The following is a 23,461-nucleotide window of genomic DNA, read 5'->3' as shown; positions in this document are numbered from 1 at the left end:
GCTTTCGCCAGCATTCCACTCGAGGTGCCGCCCTCTCGTGCCCGGCCGGCGGCACCGGTGACGGAAGGGGCCGCATGTCGGTGCGTACGGCATTGTTCATCACCTGTGTCAACGATGTCTTGTATCCCGATACCGGTCGCGCCGCGGTGAATTTGCTGCGCCGGCTCGGTGTCGACGTCGAATTTCCACTGGCGCAGAGTTGCTGTGGCCAGATGCATGCGAATACCGGATATCGCGCCGATGCCGCGAAAATGGCTCGTCATTTCGTTTCGGTGTTCGGCGACTACGACCGGATCATCGTGCCGTCGGCATCGTGCGGGGCCGCTCCGGAGGAGTTCTACCGGACGGTGGCCGAGCAGGTCGGTGATCGGGCACTGGCCCGCGATGCGGAGGCACTGCTACCCCGAATCCGCGAACTCACCGAATTCCTGACCGACGACCTCGCGGTAGACGATGTCGGCGCCTATTTCCCGCACCGGGTCACCTACCATCCGACCTGCCATTCCCTGCGGGTGCAGCGCATCGGCGATCGGCCGTACCGATTGCTGCGCGCGGTATCGGGGATGGAGTTGGTCGAGTTGCCCGCGGCAGAGGAATGCTGTGGATTCGGTGGCACATTCGCGGTCAAGAATGCTGCGGCGTCGGGCGCCATGAACGGCGATAAAGCCGACCATATCCGCGAGACGGGCGCCGCGGTGGTGACCGCGGTGGACAATTCGTGCCTGATGAATATCGGTGGTCGCCTCGCCGCGGACGGCAGCCCGGTACGCAATCTGCATCTGGTGGAGATTCTGGCGCGCACCAGAGCCGACGGGCCGATGCCGGGGCTGCCGGTGGTCGTGGCGGCCGGGAGCAGCGATGAGTAGGAGCTTCGTGGGATGGCCGCCGTTCCCGGAGGCTGCGCGCGCCGCCACCGCGGACGAGCAATTGCGGGCCAATGTGCACCGAGCGACCCACACCATCCGCGGGAAGCGCGACGCCCTCGTCGACGAACGTCCGGATTGGCAGGAGCTGCGGGCGGCCGGTGCCGCGATCAAGGACGAGGTCCTCGGCCACCTCGACACCTATCTCGACCAGCTGGCCACGGCGGTCGAGGCGGCCGGGGGAGTGGTGCACTGGGCCGGGGACGCCGCCGAGGCCAACTCCGTGGTGACCGAGCTGGTCCGTGCCACCGGAGAAACAGAGGTGGTGAAGGCCAAATCGATGCTCACCGAGGAAATCGGGTTGAACGCCGCGTTGGCCGCCGCCGGAATAGATGCTCGGGAAACCGATCTCGCCGAGATCATTCTCCAGCTCGGCGACGATCTGCCGTCGCATGTCGTGGTGCCGTCGATGCACCTGAACCGCCACCAGATTCGCGACATCTTCCGCCGCGAGATGGGCAAGCACGGCCGTCCCGCCCCCGCGGATCTGTCCGATGATCCGCAGGCTCTCGCCGATGCCTCCCGACTGCATCTGCGGGACAAATTCCTGCGGGCCCGGGTCGGTATCACCGGCGCGAACTTCCTGGTCGCGGACAGCGGCACGGTGGTCATGGTCGAATCGGAGGGCAACGGCCGGATGTGCCTGACCCTGCCGGACACGCTGATCACGGTGGCCGGTATCGAAAAGGTGGTGCCGGCCTGGCGCGACCTCGAGGTGTATCTGGAACTGCTCGCCCGCAGCGCGACGGGCGAACGGATGTCGCCGTACGTGTCGACCTGGACCGGTGTCGCCGCCGGAGACGGGCCGTCGGCCTTCCACCTGGTGCTGGTGGACAACGGCCGGACGCGTGCGCTGCGCGACGAACTGGGCCGGGAAGCGCTGCGCTGCATCCGTTGCGGGGCCTGCATGAATATCTGCCCGGTGTACGAACGCACCGGCGGCCAGGCCTACGGTTCGGTCTATCCGGGCCCGATCGGAGCCATCCTCAACCCGTTGTTGAAAGGGGCCGACGACCTGCAGACCGCGTCGCTGCCGTACGCGTCCGCGCTGTGTGGAGCGTGCAACGACGTCTGCCCGGTCCGCATCGATATCACCGGAAACCTGCTGGCACTGCGGCACGAGGTGGTCGAAGGTGATGCCGCGGTGAAACATCCGGTGGAGCGGATGGCACTGGACGCGATGGCCGGGGTGATGCGCCGTCCCACGCTCTGGGGTATGGCGGTACGCGCGGCCTCGCGCGCGGGCGTGGTGCTGCCGAAGCGGCATCTGCCCGGACCGTTGGGCGGCTGGACCGACAGCCGGCTGGTCCCCGACATCCCGGACGAGTCGTTCCGGGGCTGGTGGTCGCGGACCCAGGACGGTGCCGCGGGGGACGCGAACGGTTCGGACGACGGGAGCCGGTCGTGAATGCCCGGGCCGAGATGATGCAGCGAATCCGGCTCGCGAACGGTGCAGGTGCATCCTCGCCCGCCCGCACCATCCCGCGCGACTACCTCCGGCACGCGCCGGGGCTGGACCCCGGCGACCGGGCGGGAATCCTGGACGAGTTCGAACAGCGGCTGACCCGTTACGGCGCGCGGCTGCGCCGCACGCCGGTGGCAGGGATCGCCGCGGCGGTGGATACGGAGTTGCGGGCAGCGTCGGCGCGGTCGATCCTGGCACCGCCCGGCCTGCCCGAGGCGTGGCTGAGCCGGTGGACGGGCCGGGCCGAGCATCATGTGGTGCGCGACGAGCCGCCGTTGACGCCCCTCGAACTGGACGACGTCGACGCGATCGTCACGACCTGCGCGGCGGCGATCGCCCAGTCCGGCACCATCGTGCTGGACGGTGCGGCCGGGCAGGGCCGCCGCGCCGCCACGCTCGTTCCGGACTGCCATCTGTGTGTCGTGGCCGCCGACCAGGTGAAATCCTCGCTACCGGAAGTGGTTCCGCAACTGGATCCGCGTCGGCCGACCACCTGGATCAGTGGGCCTTCGGCGACGGTGGATATCGAGATGACCCGGGTCCAGGGGGTTCACGGTCCCAGGCAGTTGATCGTGGTGCTCGTCGAAGGAGAGAACCAGAACGAACCAGCCTGAACGTGCGGCCCGGTGGCCGTATCGCGAGCCGGCTCTTGACCGAGAGGAATGGCGCTATGAAGGCATTGCAGTACGTCACAGTAGGCGCGGAACCCGAAGTCCGCGAGATCCCGACACCCGAACCGGGCCCCGGCGAGGTGTTGCTGAAGGTCACTGCGGCCGGGGTATGCCACTCCGACGACTTCGTGATGTCGATGCCGTTGGAGATGTTCGGCTTCGACCTGCCGCTCACGCTCGGGCACGAGGGGGCCGGAACCGTCGCCGCGGTCGGCGAGGGGGTACGCGGGCTCGAACTCGGGACCAGCGCCGTGGTCTACGGCCCGTGGGGGTGTGGCACCTGCTGGTTCTGTGCGCAGGGGATGGAGAACTATTGTTCACGTGCCGGTGAACTGAGAATCTTCCCGCCGGGGCTGGGTGCGCCGGGTGCGATCGCGGAGTACCTGATCGTGGATTCGCCGCGCCACCTCGTACCGATCGGAGATCTCGATCCGGTGCAGACGGTTCCGCTCACCGATGCCGGTCTCACCCCGTACCACGCGATCAAACGGTCGCTGGGCAAGTTGCGTCCGGGCTCGTGGGCGGTCGTCATCGGCAGTGGCGGACTCGGCCACGTCGCGATCCAGCTGCTGCGGCAGCTGTCCTCGGCCCGTGTCGTCGCCCTCGATGTCAACGACGAAAAACTCGAATTCGCCAAATCGGTCGGTGCGCACGAGGCCGTGTTGTCGAATGCGCAGGCTCCCGACAACGTTCGCAAGATCACCGGTGCGGCCGGGGCGAGTCTGGTCCTCGACTTCGTCGGATACCAGCCGACCATCGATATCGCGATGGGCGTCGCCGGTATCGACTCGGACGTGACGATCGTCGGCGTCGGCGACGGGAAGTCCGCGGCCCGTGTCGGATTCGGGGTCAGTCCGTACGAGGCGGCGGTGACCTCACCGTACTGGGGTGCACGCAGCGAACTCATCGAGCTGATCGATCTCGCGCACGAGGGCGCCTTCGATATCGCGGTCGAACGTTTCGACCTCGACAACGCTCCCGAGGCTTATCGCCGCCTCGCCGCCAACACCCTGCGGGGACGGGCGGTCATCGTGCCCTGAGCGGACGGGCTCTCATCACACCGCCACGTCGGCCATGCTGCCGGCGAAGTTCTGCGCCGCACTGATGCGCTGGCCGCGGGCTTCGCCGGAGCTGCGCTCGTAGTACTGGTCGAATGCGGCTGCCGCTTCGCCCGGCGTCTGTGCGGCCTTGACCTGTGAGTAGGCCAGCGACTCGCTGGTCTGCATCTCGTGGACCATGAAATCCACCTGGGTGCGCCAGTCTCCGAGGTTCTTTCCGGCGGCGAATGCCTCCAGGTTCGTGCGGCGTCCACCTTCCCACTGACACAGACCGATCGCACCTTCGCCGGCGTTGTAGGCGTCGGTCTCGAATCCCGATTCGATCTGCATATTGCCGATGATCCCGGCGGCCTGCGCCGGGGTGAAGCCCTTCTCCAACAGGTATTGGTAGATGGCCTCGGCGGTGGGCTTCTGTCCTTCGGTGATGCTCGGTGCGGGACCATCCGAGGGGTTGAACGCCGCCTGCCGGACGTGGGAAGGAACCGGCGAGGACGGATATTGACCGCCGCCTGCGCTGGGTGGCGGTGCCGGCGGGGTAGCTTCGTTGATCGCGACCGCCGCGGCCGCCGCCTTGTCCGTCACCCCGTGCGCCTTGTCGTAGGTGGTGTTCACGGTTTCCCAGGCAGCCTTGAACAGGCCGTCGACAATGTGTTTCGGCAGTTCCTCGTGAGTGCTCTTGTTGCCGTTCTTGTCGATCGTGGCCACGGTGCGCACCGCTTTGAACGAGGCGTCGACCTTGGCGTTCAGCTCTCCCACCGCGGTATCGATGGCACTGTAGGCATCTGTCACCGCGTCGCCGATGCCCGCGGTTTTCACCACGACGCCCTTGTCCTTGTGCTCGAGACCGGTGGTGGCGTCGTTCATCTCGGTCTTGTGGCCCTTGTAATCGTCGATCATCTTCGATTCGTTTTCCGGATCGCTGAATCCACTGCTGCTGAGCAGCTTCTGCATATCCGGGGCCTTCGACGGAGTACCGGATCCGAGCATCCGGATCTGCTCCTGGATCACCGCCTCGGCGACCCGGAACAAATACTTCAACGCATCGGGCGCACAGGCGGGCAGGTCGTGTACATCACCGAGTTGCTTGGTGCCTTTCGGGCTCATCGGCGCCTCGCTCTCACTCGGGCTGACAAGGTCGGCACGGATCGATCACCGGCGGTGCCTCGAGGGCAGTGGCGAGTTGTCCTCCGTCACGTGGGTGTGGAGACCACCGATACGTCTGCTGGAAGCATAGGTTCCTCCGTGGGTGCCGACTACTCCCGACGGTGGGAACCGTGCTCCCGGTGCACTCTCAGTCCTCGGTGCATTTGGACCAGGTATCGAACGGGCCGGATACGCCGTAGTTGTCCTGAGCGCTGGTGACCGCCTTGGATTCGGCTTCCTCCGCGGTGGTTCCCCAGGTGGAGGCCCAGCCGTTGCCGGCGCCGACGACCACCGCCACACAGGCGTTGCGCGCCCATGCCGCGGGCTTCGCGCAGTCGGGGCAGTGGTTGGCGACCTGTTCGGTGGCGTCGTCGGAGCTGACACTGCTGCGTGCCCAGGTGACCTTGCCCGTATTCGTGTTGTAGCCGGCGGCGATCCAGACGTCGGCCGGGGCCGGCGGCGGAGGCGGTGGGGGCGGTGCGTATTCGCTGGTCGGTGTCTCGTAGTCGGTGGTGGGCGCGGGTGACGACGTCGAGTACGTGGAGGAGGTGCTGTGGTCCGCGGCCGCGTCGGTGGACGTGTGGTGTGACTGGTTGCGCAGTACCCGGACCCCGATCACGGCGGCGATGCCGAGGATCGGGATGAGGATCGCGGCGATGATGCCGATGACTTTGCCGTTGCCCGAATTGCCCGGCGGCGCCGGAGGATACGGATACTGCGGTGGGTATTGCGGGCCGCCCGGATATCCGCCGTCGGGGTAGCCCGGACCCGGTGGTGGATATCCCTGGCCGGGGCCGTATCCCGGCGGTTGTTGATTCGGGTCCGCACCGTAGGGCTGAGCACCGTACTGGGCACCGCCGGCGTATCCCGGTCCGGCCTGCACGGTCGGGTCGCCGGAACCGTCCGCCGGGTATCCGCCCGGGTACCCGGGCGGCGGCTGTTGCCCCTCGTAGGCCTGGGTGGGTGGCGCCGGTTGCCCGGCCGGGTACGCCTGTGTCGGTGGCGCCACCGGTCCGCCCGGATTCCCGGGACCGGGTGGCATCGGCTGTCCACCGGGGTACGCCCGGGTCGGCGGAGCAGGCGGCCCGCCCGGGCCGGGCGCGGGCGGAGGGCCCGGATAGGCCTGAGTGGGCGGCGCAGGCTGCTCGCCGGGGCCGGATTGGCCGGATCGGCCGGGTTCGCGCTGATCGTCGGTCGCCATCGCCTACCGCTCCCCTCCTGCGCAAATGTGCTGTGCCGCGGCCGGAATCGACATCTGGCGGTTGCCCCCGTCTGTGCTGTGAAACGTTCGGCAGCACTGTAGCGCATGGCAGGGACGGGATTCCGGCGTCCGGTGCGCCGGAAGAGCCGGCACCATCAAAATTGAGTTCTTTGTTTAGGAGAACAGTATTGCCGTGTCGGGTTAGTCTGGTTCATTGGAGCCCGAGACCCCGGACGCGGGAGAGGACAGCATCGTGACCGTGCACTCCGACGACCACCGGCAGCCCCGTTACGACTTCGACCGGCATGCGCCGCGATACCGCGACGAATTCGACACCATCACCACCGAGATGCAGCGAACGTGCCCGATCGCCTGGTCGCCGACCTATGGTGGCCACTGGGTCGCGGCCGGTAGTCGCGAGGTTTTCGGGCTGGCCCGCTCACAAGACGTGTCCAGTGACCACGATCCGAACGGGGAGCGGCGTGGGTACCGCGGTATCACCATCCCGTTTCCGGAGACCGGCACCGCCATTCGGAACGGCATCCTCGAGATGGACCCGCCCGAACAGCGCGTGTGGCGTCAGGCCCTCAATCCGTATCTCTCGCCGGCCGCGGTGAATCGCTGGATCCCGTTCGTCGACGAGGTGGTGCGTGCCGCCCTCGACGACCGGATCGAGAGCGGGCGCATAGATTTCGTCGACGATCTGGCCAATATCGTGCCCGCGGTGCTCACGCTGGCGATGCTGGGCATTCCGCTGCGCAAATGGCAGTTGTACTGTGAACCGGCGCATGCGTCGGTCTACACCCCGCCGGATTCGCCGGATCTGGCGCGGGTGCGTGAACAACACCAGGCGATGGGTATCGACCTGCTGACCAATCTCACCGAGGTGCGTACCCGGCCGCGACCGGGGATCGTCCATGCGTTGGCGAACCTCGAAATCGACGGCGAGGCACCGTCGGACATCGAGATCCTGGGCATGCTGGGCCTGCTCATCGGTGGCGGTTTCGACACCACCACCGCCTTGACCGCGCATGCGCTGGAATGGCTGTCGGAACATCCCGATCAGCGCGAAACCCTCAGCGCGGAACGTGATCTGCTCCTGAACTCGGCCACCGAGGAATTTCTGCGATTCTTCACTCCCGCCCCCGGCGACGGCCGCACCGTCTCGCGGGATTGTGAATACTCGGGCGTCCGGTTGCAGGAGGGCGAGCGGCTGTGGTTGTCGTGGGCGATGGCCAATCGGGATCCGGAGCTGTTTCCCGAGCCGAACACCCTCGATCTGGACCGGAAGGGTAATCGGCACTTCAGTTTCGGCATCGGCGTGCATCGCTGTATCGGGTCCAATGTCGCCCGCACCGTCTTCAAACGGATGCTCGTGGCCGTGCTGGACCGGATGCCGGATTTCCGGTGCGACCCCGAGGGTGCCGTGCATTACGACACCATCGGTGTGATCCAAGGTATGCGTAAGCTTCCGGCGACCTTCACGCCCGGCCCGAGGCTGGGGCCGGGCCTGGACGAAACCCTGGCGACGTTGCAGCGGGTCTGCGACGAACAGCGCACTGCCGAACCGGTCACCGCGCACCGCGACCGCGCCGAAATCTGATCCCGGTCGGAAATTCCCGCCCGCTCGGAGCGCAACGGCGCCCGGTCCGCCGGGACCGGGCGCCGGCAACGCGGGTCAGCGAATGATCTGTCCGCCGTCGACGTTGAGAATGTGGCCGGTCACCCAGGCCGCGTCGTCGGACAGCAGGTACAGGCAGGCGCCGACGAGGTCCTGTGGTGTGCCGATCCGCTTGAGCGGCAGGCGATTCACCATGTCGTCGACGATGGTGCCCGGGGTGACGGTCTGGGTGGCTTCGGTGTTGATCGGCCCCGGCGCGATGGCATTGATCCGGATGTTCGAGCCACCGAGCTCGACCGCCAGCTGCTGGGTGAGACTGTTCACGCCGGCTTTGGCCAGACCGTAGAAGTTCGAATACACCCAGGCGGCCGTGGAGGACTGGTTCACGATGGAACCGCCCTTGGCGGCCGACATGTGCGGCCACACCGCGCGGGTCACGTTCAGTGCGCCGTCGAGGTTCACGCTCATGAACTTCTTGTAGTAGTCCCACGGCACGGTGAGCAGCAGGTCCAGCTTCATCCCGCCGTAGATGGCGGCATTGTTGACCAGGTGGTCGATCTTCCCGAACTCGGTGTTGGTGAAATCGGCCAGGGTGGTGGCCGATTCGGGGTCGGACACGTCGACCGGATGGAAGACCGCGGTGCCACCGGAGCCGGTGATCTGCTCGGCGACCTGTTTACCCTTGTCCTCGTTGAGGTCGGCGACGACGACGGTGGCGCCCTCGGCGGCCAGTGCCTGTGCGTACTCGGCGCCGATACCCTGTGCCGCGCCGGTGACGATCGCGACGCGATCGGTGAAACGAGCCATGAGTTGTGTTCTCCTCGGGTGATTGTCGCGAACTTCGCGGGAGGTCTACTTCTGGGCGGTGGCGATCAACTTGGTCTCGAGGTACTCCTCGAAGCCGGCGACGCCGAGCTCACGACCGATGCCGGACTGCTTGTAGCCGCCGAACGGTGCGTCCGCGCTGTACCAGATCCCGCCGTTGACGCCGAAGGTGCCGGTGCGAACCCCGTTGACCACGTGGTCGATCCGCGCCGTGTCGGTGCCCCAGACCTCGCCCGACAACCCGTAGGGGGATTCGTTGGCGAGCCGGATGGCGTCGTCGTCGCCGTCGTGCGGGATCACCACGAGTACCGGGCCGAAGATCTCCTCCTGGGCCACCGTCGAGGTGTTGGATACCCCGCTGATCAGCGTGGGTTCGATGAAGAACCCGGACTCGCGGTCGGGACGCCCGCCGCCGGTGACGATGGTGCCGCCCTCGGACCGCGCAATATCGATGTAATGCTGGACCCGATCGCGCTGGCGTGCGGAGATCAGCGGCCCGCACACGGTCCCTGCCTCGTTCGGATCGCCGGGGACGATCCCGCCCATCGACTTGGCCGCGGCCGCGACCGCCGTGTCGTAGTGCTCCCGGGGCACCAGCAGCCGGGTGGTGAGCGCACAGCCCTGGCCGGCGTGCACACAGACCGTGAAGCCCGCGTAGCTCGCGGCCGCGGCCACGTCGGTGTCGTCGAGTACGACGAACGCCGATTTGCCGCCGAGCTCGAGGAAGACCTTCTTCAAACTCTCGGCCGCACCGGCCATGACGGACCGGCCCGTCCGGGTCGATCCGGTGAACGAGATCATGTCCACCCGAGGATCGGTCACCAGCTGCGCGCCCAACTCGTGGTCGTCGGAGGTGACAATGTTGATCACGCCCGGTGGGATGTCGGTCTGCTCCGCGATGACGGTGCCGACCACCGCGGCGACCCAGGGGGTGTCGGGCGCAGGCTTCAACACCACGGTGCAGCCGGCGGCCAGTGCGGGACCGATCTTGGCGAAGTTGATCTGGTGCGGGAAGTTCCACGGTGTGATCGCGCCGACCACGCCGATCGGCTCCCGGCGCAGTGTGCGTGCGGTGGGGATACCCATCGGCTGCGCGAGGCCCAGATCGGTTTCCCACTGGTAGCTTTCGGCCAGATCCGCGAAATAGCCGAGATCGCCGATCGGGCCTTCCAGCTGAGGGCCGCTGGTCAGCATGCGTGGCGCGCCGACCTCGGCGATGGTGATCTCGCGCAATTCCTCGATGTTGTCGCGCAGGGCGTCGCGCAGCTGCCGCAGGCACCGGGCGCGGAATGCGTGGTTGCGCGACCAGTCCGTGGTGTCGAACGCCGTACGGGCCGCGGCGATGGCCGCATCCATATCGGCGGCGTCGGCATCGGCCGCGTGGCCGAGGACCTCCTCGGTCGCGGGGTTGACGGTCTCGAATACACCCGCGCTGCCGGCGACCAGTTTGCCGTCGATCAGTAGTCGGGAGCCCTCGCTGTGGGGCAGCAGTTTTGTCATTCGCCTCTCCGATAGGGCTGTCTGGACACCTGTACGGAATATAGTTTGGACGGGCCTGTGAATACAAGAACGTGTTTCAGGCGAATCGAATGTTTCAGGCGAATCGGAGCGGCGAGAGGCGGTACCGGTGATGACCGGAGATGAGGCGGCGGCCGGTAAGGCGGCGATCGTGGTGGGTGGTGGTAGCGGTGTCGGCCGGTCGATTGCTGTCGCACTGGCACGGCGAGGGGCAGGCGTCGTGGTCAATTCCCGCAGCGAGTCGGCGGTACAGGAGGTGGTGCGCGAGATTCGCGCCGCTGGTGGCCGCGCCGTCGGGGTTGCCGGGTCGGCGGCGGAGGAGACCGTCGCCGACCGGATGGTCAGGCGGTGTATCGAGAGTTTCGGTGCGGTGGACGTACTGGTCAACTGTGCCGGGATCGCCGAACCCACCCGTTCCTCGATCCTCGACATCAGCACCGCCGACTGGCGGGCACTGCTGGATTCCCATCTGACCACGGTGTTCAATACCTGCCGGGCGGTCGCACCGCTGATGGTGGCCCGTGGCGCCGGGTCGATCGTCAACACCGGCTCCTTCGCCTACCTCGGCGACTACGGCGGCACCGGCTATCCCGCGGGCAAGGGTGCGGTGGCCAGTCTGACCCTGGCCATGGCCGCGGAACTGAAGGAGCACGGGGTGCGGGTCAATGCGGTCTGCCCCGGTGCCAGGACCCGGCTCTCGACCGGGCCGGACTACGAGGCCAAGATCGCCGAACTGCGCGAGCGCGGAATGCTGGACGAGTTCACCGCGCAGTCGTCGCTGGATGCGCCGCCGCCGGACCACGCCGCCTCGGTGTATCTGTATCTGGCCGACGATCTTTCCAGCGCGGTGACCGGTGAGATCTTCGTGGCCGCAGGTGGTTTCGTCGGTCGTTTCGTCCGTCCGGTATTGCAGCCGATCGGCTATCGCGACCATGCACAGACGCCGCCGTGGGCGGTGTCCGAGCTGCATCCGCTGATCGGCGGCACGGCGTGACGGGGTGGTTTTCCGTGGTCGCCCATTGTCGGAAAATCCGTCCGATGGTAGCGTCCAGACACATGTCCAGTCCTGTGTCTCGGTTGGCGGTGTGTGTATGAGATTCGATGTGAACTCGTTCTGTCTCGCGAGGTGGGTGGGATGACTGTGGCATCTGTGCATCCGGTCGTATTCGACCCCTACGACTACGGGTTCCACGAGGACCCCTACCCGGTGTACCGGCGGCTGCGCGAAGAGGCGCCGCTCTATCACAACGCGGACCTCGGATTCTGGGCGTTGTCCCGGCACGCCGATGTGGCCGCGGCTTTCCGGGACGCCACCCGGCTGTCCAGCGCCAACGGTGTTTCCCTGGACCCGGCGGCATGGGGGCCGCACGCGCACAAGACCATGTCCTTCCTGGCCATGGACGATCCGCGGCATCTGCGAATGCGGCAGCTGGTCAACAAGGGCTTCACTCCGCGCCGGGTCGCCGGGATGGGCGACCGGATCCGGGAACTGACCCTGCAGCACCTGGAACCGGCGCTCGAGAGTGGCAGCTTCGACTGGATCGAGGATTTCGCCGGCAAGCTGCCGATGGACGTCATCTCCGACATGATGGGTGTGCCCGAACCCGATCGGGCCGAGATCCGCCGGATGGCGGATCTGGTGGTGCACCGCGAAGAAGGAGTGCTCGACGTTCCGGATGCCGCGGTCGAAGCCTCGCTGAACCTGATCGTCTACTACGCGGAGATGGTCGCGCAGCGCCGCCGCAGCCGCACCGAGGATCTGACCTCGGCGCTGCTCGATGCCGAGATCGACGGTGACAAACTCACCGACGACGAGATCATCGGCTTCATGTTCCTGATGGTGGTGGCCGGCAACGAGACCACCACCAAATTGCTCGGCAACGCGCTCTACTGGGCCGGGCACAATCCCGAGCAGTTCGCCAAGGTGGTCGCCGACAACGATCTGGTCCCGGACTGGGTCGAGGAGACCCTGCGCTACGACACCTCGAGTCAGATGGTGGCGCGCTCGGCCGCGGTGGACGTGCCGCTCGAACACGGTGTGATTCCCGCCGGATCGAAGGTGCTGCTGCTGATCGGCTCGGCCAACCGCGACGACTCGATCTTCGTCGACGGGGACAGTTACGACATCGAACGTCCCGACAAGAACGCTCTCGCGAGTTTCGGTGGCGGCGTCCATTTCTGCCTCGGGGCGCATCTGGCCCGGCTGGAGGCCGTGATCGCCCTGCGCGAGTTCGCGGCCCGGGTCCGGGAGTACTCGATCGGCGAGTCCGGCATCGAGCGGGTGCATTCGACGAATGTCCGGGGGTTCGCCAAACTCCCAGTAACCGTGGAGGTTTCATAATATGCCGCGTTTCGATCCGCATCCGGATGTGCGACCGGTCCTGATCGCGGGGGCCTCGTCGGGTATCGGCGCGGCCACCGCTGTCACCCTCGCCGAGGCCGGATTTCCGGTCGCGCTGGGCGCGCGGCGAGTGGAGACCTGCCAGGAGCTGGCCGACAAGATCGTCGCCGGCGGCGGCACCGCCTTCGCGGGCGCGCTCGACGTCACCGACGAGGCTTCCGTCGATGCCTTCGTCACCGCCGCCGAGCAGGCGCTCGGACCCGCCGAAGTGGTGGTCTCGGGCGCCGGCGATATCGAATTCGGCCTGGCCTACGAGATGGATCCGCAGACCTTCGCCAAGCAGGTCGACGTGCATCTGGTGGGCGCCCAGCGACTTGCACACCGAGTGCTACCGGGGATGATCGCGCGGCGCCGGGGCGATTTCGTCTTCATCGGGTCCGACTGCGCCGATCAGGTCCGCCCGCGCAACGGTGCGTACAACGCCGCCAAGACCGGCCTCGAGGCGATGGCTCGGCAACTGCGGATGGAGTTGGAAGGTACGGGCGTGCGGGCGTCCATCGTGCGCCCGGGTGCGACGCAGACCGGGATGGGGATGAATGCCGCCCCCGAGCAGGTCGGGCCGCTGCTCGACGACTGGCTGAAGTGGGGCTTCGCACGTCACCCGTTCTTCCTGCGGGCCTCCGATCTCGCCGCCGCGGTCGCGGCGGTGGTCAACACGCCCCGCGGCGCGCATCTGGTCCTGGTCGAGGTGCAGCCGGAAGCGCCGCTGCGCGAGACGGATTCGAAGGAGAGCTGATGCGGATCGAGGTGGATCTGGACCTGTGTCAGGGCCACGCCATGTGCCTGGGCGAGGCACCGGACTACTTCGCCGTACCCAAACACGGCAAGGTCGAAATCCTGCGCCCCGAGGTGGACGAGGCCGACCGTCCCGATGTGGAGAACGCCGTGCGGTACTGCCCGACCCAGGCGCTGTCGATCGTGCGGGACCAGTGATGGGCACGCTCGTGCGGGCCGCCGGCCCGGTGAAAGGAGACCGCCCGTGACGAAGGTGATCCAGTGGGCCACCGGCGGAGTCGGACGCGCCGCGATCGAGGCCGTTCTCGATCACCCGGAGCTCGAACTCGTCGGTGCCTGGGTGCACAGTGCCGACAAGGAGGGGACGGATCTGGGCACTCTGGTTGGGCGCGATCCGGTCGGCGTCACCGCTACCACCGATGCCGATGCCTTGCTGGCGCTCGACGCCGACTGTGTGCTCTACAGCCCGGTCTTCGCCGACACCTCGGTACTGCGAGCCATCCTGCGCTCGGGCAAGAATGTGGTGACCCCGCTCGGATGGTTCTACCCCAGGCAGCGTGACCGCGAGAAGTTCGACGCGGTATGCGCCGAAGGCGGAGTGACCCTGCACGGCACCGGCATTCATCCCGGCGGCCTCACCGAACGGCTGCCTCTGGTGCTCTCGGCGCTGTCGGGTTCGATCACCGGAATCCGGGCCGAGGAGTTCTCCGATATCCGCACCTACGGTGCGCCGGAGGTGGTGCGGGACTGGATGATGTTCGGGCGCAAGCCCGAAGAGGCGGCGGGTAGTACCGTCGCCGCGCTGCTGGCCGGCGGTTACAGCCAGTCGGTGTGGATGCTGGCCGACGCGCTCGGCATCGATCTGGATCCCGATATCCGCACCACGCACGATATCGCGGTCGCCACCGCGCCCATCGAATCGCCGATCGGCATCATCGAACCCGGACAGGTTGCGGCCCAGCACTTCCGCTGGGAAGGCACGGTCGACGGGGAGCCGGTACTCACCGCCGCGGTCAACTGGTTGATGGGTGAGGCGGATTTCGACCCACCGTGGCGCTTCGGCCCCGGCGGTCAGCGCTTCGAGGTGGAGGTGCGCGGCGATCCGGGATGTGTGCTGACCCTGTCGGGACTGCATGCGCACGATCTCGCCGAGGGGGCGCGGCGTAACCCGTCGATCGTCGCCACCGCGATGAACTGTGTCAACGCCATTCCGGATGTGGTCGCCGCCGCACCGGGAGTACGCACGTATCTCGACCTGCCACTGCCGGCCGGCCGTGCCGCGCACCGGCTGCGGCGGGGCGGCCGGGACCGCGGCGCCGGGGTGCGCGGCTGAACACGCACCCCGGGCCGATCCCCGACTCACGCCGACGGTCGGCCCGGGGTGCGCGGGCGCTGTCGAACACTACAAGCGAATATTTTCGGTGACATTGGTCCGGACGGTCGAAAAAATCGATTCCATGCGGATCGAATTCGGCCTGTCCGAAACCTTTTTGTCCTAACTTCTGTTTTCCCGGCGGACGTATGTCTGCGACCCTTTTGCCGTTCACTGCAACGTGTTCTAATTGAGGGAGAACAGGTTTCGAAACAATCCATGATTCGCAATGCAGCGGATACGAGGAGGAACTGTGGCTGCTCCGTCGATACCGGCCGGATTCGATTTCACCGACCCGGGGCTGTGGGCCGAGAGGAGTCCGGTCACCGAATTTGCGGAATTGCGGCGCACCGCGCCGGTCTGGTGGAACGCCCAGAGCGAAGAGCAGGCCTACCCGTTCGGTGACGGCGGCTACTGGGTGGTGAGCCGGCACGAGGACATCAAGGAGGTCTCGCGCCGCCACGAGGTCTTCTCCTCGGAGAAGAAGGGGTCCATCATCCGGCTGCCCGGATACGCCACCCCCGAACAGCTGTCGGTGACCAATGCGCTGCTGGTGAACATGGATCCGCCCAAGCACACCAAGGTGCGCCGGATCATCTCGAAGGGTTTCACGCCGCGCGCGGTGGAGAGTCTGCGCGCCGCGCTCACCGAGCGCGCCCAGCGGATCGTGACCGCGGCCAAGGAGTCCGGCGGCGGTGATTTCGTCGAGCAGGTGGCCTGCGAACTTCCCTTGCAGGCCATCGCCGAACTGCTCGGGGTGCCGCAGGACGACCGGCACAAGGTATTCGACTGGTCCAATCTGATGCTCAACTACGACGACCCCGAATACGGTGATCCCGTGGTGGCGTCCGCCGAAATCCTGGGTTATGCCTGGAATATGGCCGAGGAACGCCGCGCCACGCCGGCCGAGGACATCGTGAGCCAATTGGTCAACGCCGATATCGACGGTGAAGCGCTGGCCTCGGACGAATTCGGCTTCTTCGTCATTCTGCTGGCTGTTGCCGGAAACGAAACCACCCGCAATGCCATTTCGCACGGAATGAAGGCGTTCGTCGACAATCCGGAGCAGTGGAAGATCTTCCGCGAACAGCGGCCCCGCACCGCGGTCGACGAAATCGTCCGCTGGGCAACCCCGGTCACCGCGTTCCAGCGCACCGCCACCGAGGACGTGGAACTGGGCGGGCAACTGATCAAGGCCGGCGACAGGGTCGGATTGTTCTACAGCTCCGCCAATTTCGATTCCGATGCCTTCGACAGGCCCTTCGAATTCGACGTCCTGCGCGACCCGAACCCGCATCTCGCCTTCGGTGGCACCGGCGCGCACTTCTGCGTCGGCGCCAACCTCGCACGCCTCGAGATCGACCTGATGTTCAACGCCATCGCCGACGTGATGCCGGATCTGCGCCAGGTCAGCGCGCCGGAGCGGTTGCGTTCGGGATGGATCAACGGCATCAAGCACTGGGAGGTCGCGTACTCCTGAGGCCGGCGGTACAGCCGTGGCGGTCAGGCCGGCCGGGCCTTCGAGCCGGGCAGTTCGCCGCCGCGGTCCGATTCCGAGCCCCGGCGGGCGCGTGTGCCGCGGGCGATCTCGGTGCCCAGCGCGTCCAGCGGCCCGGCGAACTGCCGCAACGGGTCGATCAGTGTCAGCAGCCAGCCGCGGGCAGTCTGCACGGCGGCCGGGTCCAGGGAATAGATCCGGCGGGTGCCCTCGGCGCGCACGCTCACCAGGCCGGCGTCGCGGAGCACTTTGAGATGCTGCGAGACGCCCGGCTGCGAGATCCGCGTATACCGTTGCACCGCGGTGACAATCGCGCTCGCGGGCTGCTCATCACCTGCCACCAGCACGAGTATGTAGCGCCGAACCGGATCCGCGAGCGCTTCGAAGATGTTCGCCGGAGCCGGAGCGCTCAACAGGCCGACCCACCTTCGTGTTCCACGGTGTAGAACTCGATGGTCCGCTCCGCGGCCGCGCGGGCCGCCGCCGAGTCGTCGCCGTCGGCGATGGCGGCCGCGGCCCAGTCGAACGCGGCGAGGCGCACGAATTCGGTTCCCTCGGGCGTGGTCGGATATGCCAGTCCCTCGGCCGGGTCCACCGCGGCGCCGTCGGCGCTGTGCAGCCCGAGTGCCATCAGTGCGAGGTCCCAGCCCACGCCGACCGCGCCCGGTCCGTATCGGGTCCACATGTCGGGGTCGACGGGCGCCTCGTGCACCAACTCCAGCACGGTGCCGTGCTGCTCCGGGGTCAGTGTCACCTCCAGCCAGGAAATCTGCGGGCCCATCTCCCAGGTGACCGCGAACCGGGTCGGCGCTTCACACTGTTCCACCACGCCGCCGGCATTGCCTTCGAGCTGGTAGTGGCCGCCGACCGCGAGATCGCCGGTGACCGGGAGGAACCATCGCGGAAGTCGGTCGCGATCGGTCAGTGCCTGCCAGAGGTCCGTCTGTCCCGTGGGGTAGGTGCGCCGGGCGACGGCGATCTTCGTCGGCGTGCCGTCGCGGTTGCCGGTGCGAACCTCGCGAGTCATCAGCCCGGCCGCTTCGGCGGGGTCGATCGAGATGGGCATCGCCATTCCTTCATAAGTGAAAACTTATATTGAGGCCGATGCTACCACCTGCCATGTCCCGGGGCGGCCGGTGGAATGCGAAGGCCGCATCGCCGTGGGGCGATGCGGCCTTGCCGGAACTCGTTGATCAGTGCTCGCGTTTGATCCACTCCGGTAGCTGTGGCGCCTCGGCGCCGATGGTGGTCGAGTCGCCGTGCCCGGTGTGGACCACGGTCTCGCCCGGCAGAGTCAGCAAACGGGTGCGGATGGATTCGATGATCGTGGGGAAGCTCGAAAACGAGCGCCCGGTCGCCCCCGGGCCGCCTTGGAACAGTGTGTCGCCGGTGAAGACCGTCTGCTCCGAGGGGAGATACAGGCTGACCGCACCGGGGGAGTGGCCGGGAGTGTGCAGGACCTCGAGTTCGCTGCCCGCCACCGGAATTCGCTCGTGGTCGGTCATGGCCTCGTAGCGAGTGTCGGGATACAGCGCACTCCAGAGCACCTCGTCGGCGGGGTGTAGCCGGATCGGGGCCTGCAAGGCCTGTGCCAGCTCGGTGGCGACGTTGATGTGGTCGTTGTGGGCGTGGGTGCAGACGATGGCTCGCACGGTGCGCCCGGCGACGGCGTCGAGGATCGGCTGGGCCTGGTGGGCCGCGTCGATAACGATCGCCTCGCGGTCGTCGCCGATCACCCAGACGTTGTTGTCGACATCCCAGCTGCCACCGTCCAATTCGAATTTTCCGGAAGTGACGACGCGGTCGATGTTCACAGCGTCACCACCGAACGCAGCACATCGCCGTGATGCATCGTGGTGAAGGCCTGCTCCACCTGGTCGAGGCTCACCCGCTCGCTGACGAACCGCTCCAGCGGCAACCGGCCCTGGCGATACAGGTCCAGCAGCATCGGGAAATCACGCTCCGGCAGGCAGTCGCCGTACCAGGACGACTTCAGTGAACCGCCGTGGGAGAAGAAGTCGATCAGCGGCATCTCCAGCTGCATATCGGGTGTCGGTACGCCCACCAGCACCACGGTGCCGGCCAGGTCGCGGGCGTAGAACGCCTGCTTCCAGGTCTCGGGCCGGCCGACCGCGTCGATCACGACGTCGGCGCCGAAACCGCCGGTCAGCTCCTGCACCTTCGCCACCACATCGTCACCCGCCTCGAGCGTGTGGGTGGCGCCGAGTTCCCTGGCCCACTCCAGCTTTCGCTGATCGCGGTCGATCGCGATGATCGTGGTCGCACCGGCCAGGCGTGCCCCGGCGATCGCGGCATCACCGACGCCGCCGCAGCCGATCACCGCCACCGAATCGCCGTAGCGCACATTGCCGGTGTTGATCGCGGCGCCCAGCCCGGCCATCACGCCACAACCGAGCAGGCCTGCGACGGCGGGGTCGGTCTCGGCGTCTATCACCGTGCACTGCCCCTCGTGTACCAGGGTCTTGTCGGCGAAGGCGCCGATCCCCAGCGCGGGGGTGAGTTCGGTACCGTCGTCGAGCGTCATCGGGCGGCTCGCGTTGTGTGTGTCGAAGCAGTACCAGGGGCGGCCACGCTTGCAGGCGCGGCACTGCCCGCAGACCGCGCGCCAGTTCAACACCACGTGATCGCCGGGCTGGACATGGGTGACATCGGTACCGACGGTCTCCACCACTCCGGCGGCCTCGTGGCCGAGCAGGAACGGGAACTCGTCGTTGATGCCACCCTCGCGGTAGGTCAGATCGGTATGACACACCCCGCAGGCCTGCACGCGCACCACGACGTCGTGTGGGCCCGGATCGGGAATGACGATATCGACGATCTCGACCGGTGCGCCCACACTGCGGGCGATGACGCCGCGAACCTTCTGGGACATGAAATCTCCTCTACGCATCGGGGGCCGGTTCAGCTGAGGCACAGTCTATGCCCGGACGCGATTGACCGGACAGGTGTCTGGACCATAGTTCGGTTGCGGAGACCTGCTGGTGGAAACCATTTTCATCAGCACGGGCGAATGAGGCGGTTATGTCGCCACCACCACGAGTGTTCATGTTCGGCTGGGCCCGGCCGATACCTCGAGGTGCGCAGCCAGAGCCGCAGCAGTGTCCGGGAATCGATCGAGCAGGGCTGCGGCGTCGGAGGTCTCGTCCGGTTCGGGGTGCTGCCACTCTCCGCCGATGCCCAGGGCACCGGCCACCGCGTCGCATGCGGCGGGATAGGCAGCCAGAAGCCGGTTGGCCAGTCCCTGCGCGGGGGCGGCGGCCCGCACAGCGAGTGTGGCGGACGTAGCTGACCACGGCGGTACGAAGGCGTCCACGGCGGGCAATGCACCGGGAAAGGTGCGGCCCGCTTCCCGGACCAGCCCGGGGATCAGGTCGCCCGCCTGCTCCTTCAAGGTCGTGATGAGCTTCGGCAGCCACGGCAGCAGCACCGCATCGGGGAGGGTACCGAAGGCCTTCGACAATAGTTCCACCACAAAGGGTTTCAGTGCGGGGACGGGGTCGATGGCCTGCACGAACCCGCTCACGTACTGCGGCACCGTCGGCAGTATCAGCGGATTGGAGAGCATCTCGTCGCAGCGTTCACGCAGCTCCGCCAGGCCCAGCATGCCGAGCTGGAATCGAGCTGCCCACAGCAGGGCCACCTTGGCCGGTGCCTCCGGATGTGATTGCAGCACTGCGAGTTCCAACTGGGTATGGTCGCACCCCAGCGACAGCGCCAGGTTCTCCATGCCGAACAGGAAGCCCAGCACGGCTGCCACCTGCTGCGGACCGCTGTCCTCCGCGGTGAACGCGGTCGGCAGCAAGGTGCAGTAGTGCGCATAGCCAGCGGTGACGAACTGTTCGCACCATGCGGGCAGTCCGTCCCCAGTGGAGCGGAAGTAGTTGAGCAGCACCCTGATACGCCGGAGCACGAGGGGGGCGTCGTCCACGGTGCGTTCCGCGGCGAGCAGGTCGACCGCGCGCCGGCCCAGCTCGTCGGCGAGTCGAACCGAGCGTAGATACACCAGCGCGTCCGTGACAGCGGTCAGTGCCACCGCCGCCGTCGCGTCCGGTGCGGTGACGGCTTGCCGCAGGCGCTGCTCGAGCACCTGCTCCACCGAGACCCCCTCGTAGCCCAGCTCCACCAATGAGCGTTGGTACTTGCCGAGCCCGATATCCCAGCTCTCCTGGATCGAGTTCTCACCCAGGCCGCGCGAGCCCATGATCGGCCGCAGCGCCTCCGGCGGGAGCAGTCGGCGCAGTAACCACAGCAGATCCGAACACGGACGCAGGTGCGGGTTCGCCTGCAGATCCAGCAGGGCGCGCTGCAGTGTTCGCTTCGACAGATCCAGCCCGAGCGGCTCCAGCCGGTCGAGCACATCGCGGGCGAGCGGCGGCAGCGCCGCGTAGCCGACCCGGCCGATCCGATCCCCGCCGAGCAGGATCTCGCACAGCCGCCGTACATCGCGTCGGCCCGGCACCAGATCCTTCTCGATACAGGTGACGGCCGCGTCCTGGAAGTCGTACGGTGTCGGACGGGCGCGATTACGCAGACCCGCCAGCAGGATCGAGGTCTCGAAGACGGCAATCGCGTCGGCAGTGCTGGCCGGATAGCCGTTGCGCCGGGCGAGGCGAACGATATCCACCGACCATTCGAGCAGTTCGGCTTCGTCCAGCCGATCCAGTGCCGGGGGCCGGGACAGGAAACCCGACAACTGGTCCGCGACCGCAGTGTCCGGCTGCGGTGGCAGTGGCTGCTTCGCGCGCTGGGTGGCCCGCTGTTGTCCTTCGAGCTGGAACGACGACAACCGGCTGCGCCGCAGCCCCTTCCGCCAGGTGGCCGCCGATATCGACACCGCGCCACCGGACAGCCCGAACTGCGCCTCGATGGCGGAGTGACTGGACGGGATCAACCCGTAGTGCCAGGTGGTGGCCGAACGGGGCGATATCTCGAACGGGGCGGCGGAGTCCAGTCCGAACTGCTCGACCGGACTGGCCGCATGGGCCGCACCACAGACGTACAACGCTCGGGACGGATCGATCGCGCCCGCGGTGAGATGTTCACGCATCCGCGTCCACATATACCGTTCGCGGTCCTCGTCCTCGGCGGTGCTGCCCCGTCGGAGCCGGCGGAACAGACTGCCGATCATCACCATGACCTGACGGTAGGTGTCGTAGTCGGCGTCGGTGAGGGGCTGCTCGACAAACTGGTCCCACCACTCCGACCAGTGCCGGACCTTGCCGTGATGCAGCAGATGCTGTTCCAGCTCGGCGAAACGCGGTCGCAGGTCGCCGATGTCGAGCCCGACCGCCGCACCGTGCAGTTGGTCGTCGTCGTCGGTGCCGGGGTCCGCTTGCGAATCCTCTGGCGCCCACTGGAACACGTGGTCGGTGGAACGGTCCACCAGCACCAGTTCCACTCCGGGCGTATCGAGTGCGTAGGCGATGGCCTGGTACTCGGCGGAGGACTCGGTGATCGGCGCGACCACCGACAATGGTGCCCATTGCGCCGGGAACCCGTCGATATCGGTGGCGAAGGCCTGCAGCGCGACCGGTAGGCGGCAGTTGCGCAGTTCGTCGAGGAGCGGTCGTAGATCTTCGCAGAGCTCCAGATAGACGACCTTCGGCTGTTTCTCGCGCAGCCGCCGCACCATCGCCAGACCGGAGGCGGGGGAGTGGTGGCAGACCGGGAAGATCTCCAGCCGCTGCGCCAGTGCTCGGTCGACGTCGTCGACGATGCCGGCGAGGATGTCGCCCGCCGCCCCGGGGCTGCCGACGAAGCTCACCGCCGCCTCCGCCAGCTGATCCCGCAGCGCGGCAAAGGTATTCGGGCCACCGCTCGGTGCCGGTCCGGGCACGGTGGCCGGTCCGTCGGCAGCGGTCGCGGACCGCGTCTCGGAAGGGCTCACGACAGCCTCGCGATCGCCGCCCGGCCACCCTCCAGGAATTCGCCCCACGCGCCGTTCCCCTGCGTGTCCTTGGCCCGCGGCTCCACCACGCCGTGCAGATACTTGTTGAGAATGGCCAGGTCCTCGGGTGTGCGCCGGGCCAGCGACCCGACCAGCGACCCGGCGAGGGTTTCCGCGCGCAACTCCTTGGCACCGAAGAACTGGCTGTGCAGGATCGCGTCCTCGAGCACCCCGATCTGCTCGGCGGTGGACAGTGCCGATTCCAGCTTGTCGTCGTCGCTGGTGGCAGCGGCCGCGGCGGCCCGCAGATCCGCGAAACTCTCCAGCAGTACATCGAGCAGGGTGGGCGGCAGCTCCAGTTCGATACTGTGCCGGCGCAGCAGTTCCGCGGTGCGGAAACGGACGATCTCCGCCTCGCTCTTCTTGTTCGACACGACCGGGATGCGCACGAAGTTGAAGCGCCGTTTCAGCGCCGAGGACAGGTCGTTCACACCCCGGTCGCGGCTGTTGGCGGTCGCGATGATGGAGAAACCGGGTTGCGCGAACACCACATTGTCGTCGTCGAGCTCGGGAATGGAGACGTACTTCTCCGACAGGATGGAGATCAGCGCGTCCTGCACGTCGCTGGTGGAGCGGGTGAGTTCCTCGAAACGGCCGATTACTCCCTGTTCCATCGCGGTCATGATCGGCGAGGGGATCATCGACTCCCGCGACTGGCCCTTCGCGATGACCATCGAGATATTCCACGAGTACTTGATGTGGTCCTCGGTGGTACCGGCGGTACCCTGCACGACCAGTGTGGAATTGCGGCTGATCGCGGCCGACAGCAGTTCGGCGAGCCAGCTCTTGCCGGTCCCGGGATCACCGATCAGCAGCAGACCGCGGTCCGAGGCGAGCGTGACGATGCTGCGCTCGACGAAACTCCGGTCCCCGAACCATTTCTGTTCCACCACACGGTCCAGGCCGTCGGCGCGTTCGGAGCCGAGGATGAACAGCCGCACCATCTTCGGGCTCAGTCGCCACGCGAACGGCTTGGGGCCGTCGTCGATCGACTCCAGCCAATCCAGTTCCGCGGCGTACTTGACCTCGGCGGGCGCGCGCAAAACGTCGTTCATATACGGG

The 23,461-nt window shown here is 67.1% G+C and carries 21 protein-coding genes; 11 read left to right on the top strand and 10 right to left on the bottom strand.

Features of this window, described 5'->3' with window-relative positions; all coding sequences use genetic code 11:
- Positions 1-74: 74 nt before the first annotated feature.
- From NV2_RS01895 to NV2_RS01880, 4 genes are read left to right on the top strand one after another with little or no spacing between them, the layout of a single operon-like run.
- A complete protein-coding gene (locus NV2_RS01895; protein WP_210748911.1) occupies positions 75-866 on the top strand; it encodes a (Fe-S)-binding protein in 792 nt (263 codons plus the stop codon).
- Complete coding sequence (locus tag NV2_RS01890; protein WP_067868202.1) at positions 859-2,331, top strand: lactate utilization protein B; 1,473 nt, start codon at positions 859-861, stop codon at positions 2,329-2,331. Before NV2_RS01895 ends, NV2_RS01890 begins: the two co-directional genes overlap by 8 nt.
- Positions 2,328-3,002 (top strand): LutC/YkgG family protein, encoded by a 675-nt coding sequence (locus NV2_RS01885; protein ID WP_218018939.1) that lies wholly within the window; start codon positions 2,328-2,330, stop codon positions 3,000-3,002. The genes NV2_RS01890 and NV2_RS01885 overlap by 4 nt, the downstream gene beginning before the upstream one ends.
- A gap of 56 nt (positions 3,003-3,058) precedes the next feature.
- On the top strand, positions 3,059-4,099 hold the full coding sequence (locus tag NV2_RS01880) for an NAD(P)-dependent alcohol dehydrogenase (RefSeq protein ID WP_067868200.1): 1,041 nt from the start codon (positions 3,059-3,061) through the stop codon (positions 4,097-4,099).
- Between the two features lie 15 nt (positions 4,100-4,114).
- Here NV2_RS01880 and NV2_RS01875 read toward each other — a convergent pair whose 3' ends face one another.
- Entirely contained in the window at positions 4,115-5,221 is a 1,107-nt protein-coding gene (locus NV2_RS01875) for a phage tail tip lysozyme (protein WP_067868197.1), read from the bottom strand.
- Positions 5,222-5,408: 187 nt separating this feature from the next.
- Complete coding sequence (locus NV2_RS01870) at positions 5,409-6,302, bottom strand: DUF4189 domain-containing protein (protein ID WP_067868193.1); 894 nt, start codon at positions 6,300-6,302, stop codon at positions 5,409-5,411.
- A gap of 409 nt (positions 6,303-6,711) precedes the next feature.
- Between NV2_RS01870 and NV2_RS01865 the strand changes: the two genes are divergently transcribed.
- Entirely contained in the window at positions 6,712-8,064 is a 1,353-nt protein-coding gene (locus NV2_RS01865) for a cytochrome P450 (RefSeq protein WP_084473812.1), read from the top strand.
- A 75-nt stretch (positions 8,065-8,139) separates the two neighbouring features.
- Here the strand turns inward: NV2_RS01865 and NV2_RS01860 are convergent, their stop codons facing one another.
- Positions 8,140-8,889 carry an SDR family oxidoreductase gene (locus tag NV2_RS01860; protein WP_067868187.1) on the bottom strand — a complete coding sequence of 250 codons (750 nt, stop codon included), beginning with the start codon at positions 8,887-8,889 and terminating at the stop codon, positions 8,140-8,142.
- A gap of 45 nt (positions 8,890-8,934) precedes the next feature.
- On the bottom strand, positions 8,935-10,407 hold the full coding sequence (locus NV2_RS01855) for an aldehyde dehydrogenase (RefSeq protein ID WP_067868184.1): 1,473 nt from the start codon (positions 10,405-10,407) through the stop codon (positions 8,935-8,937).
- 130 nt (positions 10,408-10,537) lie between these two features.
- Here NV2_RS01855 and NV2_RS01850 point away from each other — a divergent pair, with 130 nt between their 5' ends.
- The 6 genes from NV2_RS01850 (at position 10,538) to NV2_RS01820 (ending at position 16,413) form a co-directional block, all read left to right on the top strand.
- Positions 10,538-11,419: an SDR family NAD(P)-dependent oxidoreductase gene (locus NV2_RS01850; RefSeq protein WP_067868182.1), complete on the top strand. Its 882-nt coding sequence runs from the start codon at positions 10,538-10,540 to the stop codon at positions 11,417-11,419.
- Between the two features lie 141 nt (positions 11,420-11,560).
- Positions 11,561-12,766, top strand: coding sequence for a cytochrome P450 (locus tag NV2_RS01845; protein ID WP_067868179.1), 1,206 nt, complete (start codon positions 11,561-11,563; stop codon positions 12,764-12,766).
- 1 nt (position 12,767) lies between these two features.
- Positions 12,768-13,562, top strand: coding sequence for an SDR family oxidoreductase (locus NV2_RS01840; RefSeq protein ID WP_067868176.1), 795 nt, complete (start codon positions 12,768-12,770; stop codon positions 13,560-13,562).
- Entirely contained in the window at positions 13,562-13,759 is a 198-nt protein-coding gene (locus NV2_RS01835) for a ferredoxin (RefSeq protein ID WP_067868173.1), read from the top strand. The genes NV2_RS01840 and NV2_RS01835 overlap by 1 nt, the downstream gene beginning before the upstream one ends.
- Positions 13,760-13,805: 46 nt before the next feature.
- Positions 13,806-14,894 carry an NAD(P)H-dependent amine dehydrogenase family protein gene (locus tag NV2_RS01830; protein WP_067868170.1) on the top strand — a complete coding sequence of 363 codons (1,089 nt, stop codon included), beginning with the start codon at positions 13,806-13,808 and terminating at the stop codon, positions 14,892-14,894.
- Between the two features lie 292 nt (positions 14,895-15,186).
- Positions 15,187-16,413 (top strand): cytochrome P450, encoded by a 1,227-nt coding sequence (locus NV2_RS01820; protein WP_067868164.1) that lies wholly within the window; start codon positions 15,187-15,189, stop codon positions 16,411-16,413.
- 23 nt (positions 16,414-16,436) lie between these two features.
- Here NV2_RS01820 and NV2_RS01815 read toward each other — a convergent pair whose 3' ends face one another.
- The 6 genes from NV2_RS01815 to NV2_RS01790 form a co-directional block, all read right to left on the bottom strand.
- Positions 16,437-16,844: an ArsR/SmtB family transcription factor gene (locus tag NV2_RS01815; RefSeq protein WP_067868161.1), complete on the bottom strand. Its 408-nt coding sequence runs from the start codon at positions 16,842-16,844 to the stop codon at positions 16,437-16,439.
- Positions 16,841-17,497, bottom strand: a complete 657-nt coding sequence (locus NV2_RS01810; protein ID WP_067869150.1) for an SRPBCC family protein — start codon at positions 17,495-17,497, stop codon at positions 16,841-16,843. Before NV2_RS01810 ends, NV2_RS01815 begins: the two co-directional genes overlap by 4 nt.
- A 127-nt stretch (positions 17,498-17,624) precedes the next feature.
- Positions 17,625-18,245, bottom strand: a complete 621-nt coding sequence (locus tag NV2_RS01805) for an MBL fold metallo-hydrolase (RefSeq protein WP_067868158.1) — start codon at positions 18,243-18,245, stop codon at positions 17,625-17,627.
- Positions 18,242-19,324, bottom strand: a complete 1,083-nt coding sequence (locus NV2_RS01800; protein WP_067868155.1) for an S-(hydroxymethyl)mycothiol dehydrogenase — start codon at positions 19,322-19,324, stop codon at positions 18,242-18,244. The genes NV2_RS01805 and NV2_RS01800 overlap by 4 nt, the downstream gene beginning before the upstream one ends.
- 171 nt (positions 19,325-19,495) lie before the next feature.
- On the bottom strand, positions 19,496-22,339 hold the full coding sequence (locus NV2_RS01795; RefSeq protein ID WP_245662389.1) for a DUF5682 family protein: 2,844 nt from the start codon (positions 22,337-22,339) through the stop codon (positions 19,496-19,498).
- Positions 22,336-23,454 carry an ATP-binding protein gene (locus NV2_RS01790; RefSeq protein WP_067868153.1) on the bottom strand — a complete coding sequence of 373 codons (1,119 nt, stop codon included), beginning with the start codon at positions 23,452-23,454 and terminating at the stop codon, positions 22,336-22,338. The genes NV2_RS01795 and NV2_RS01790 overlap by 4 nt, the downstream gene beginning before the upstream one ends.
- Positions 23,455-23,461 lie beyond the last annotated feature (7 nt).

It is taken from the genome of Nocardia vermiculata NBRC 100427 (assembly GCF_001613265.1).
GTDB lineage: Bacteria > Actinomycetota > Actinomycetes > Mycobacteriales > Mycobacteriaceae > Nocardia > Nocardia vermiculata.
Note: the sequence above shows the minus strand (reverse complement) of the source record. Positions and strands in the feature narration are given on the sequence as shown.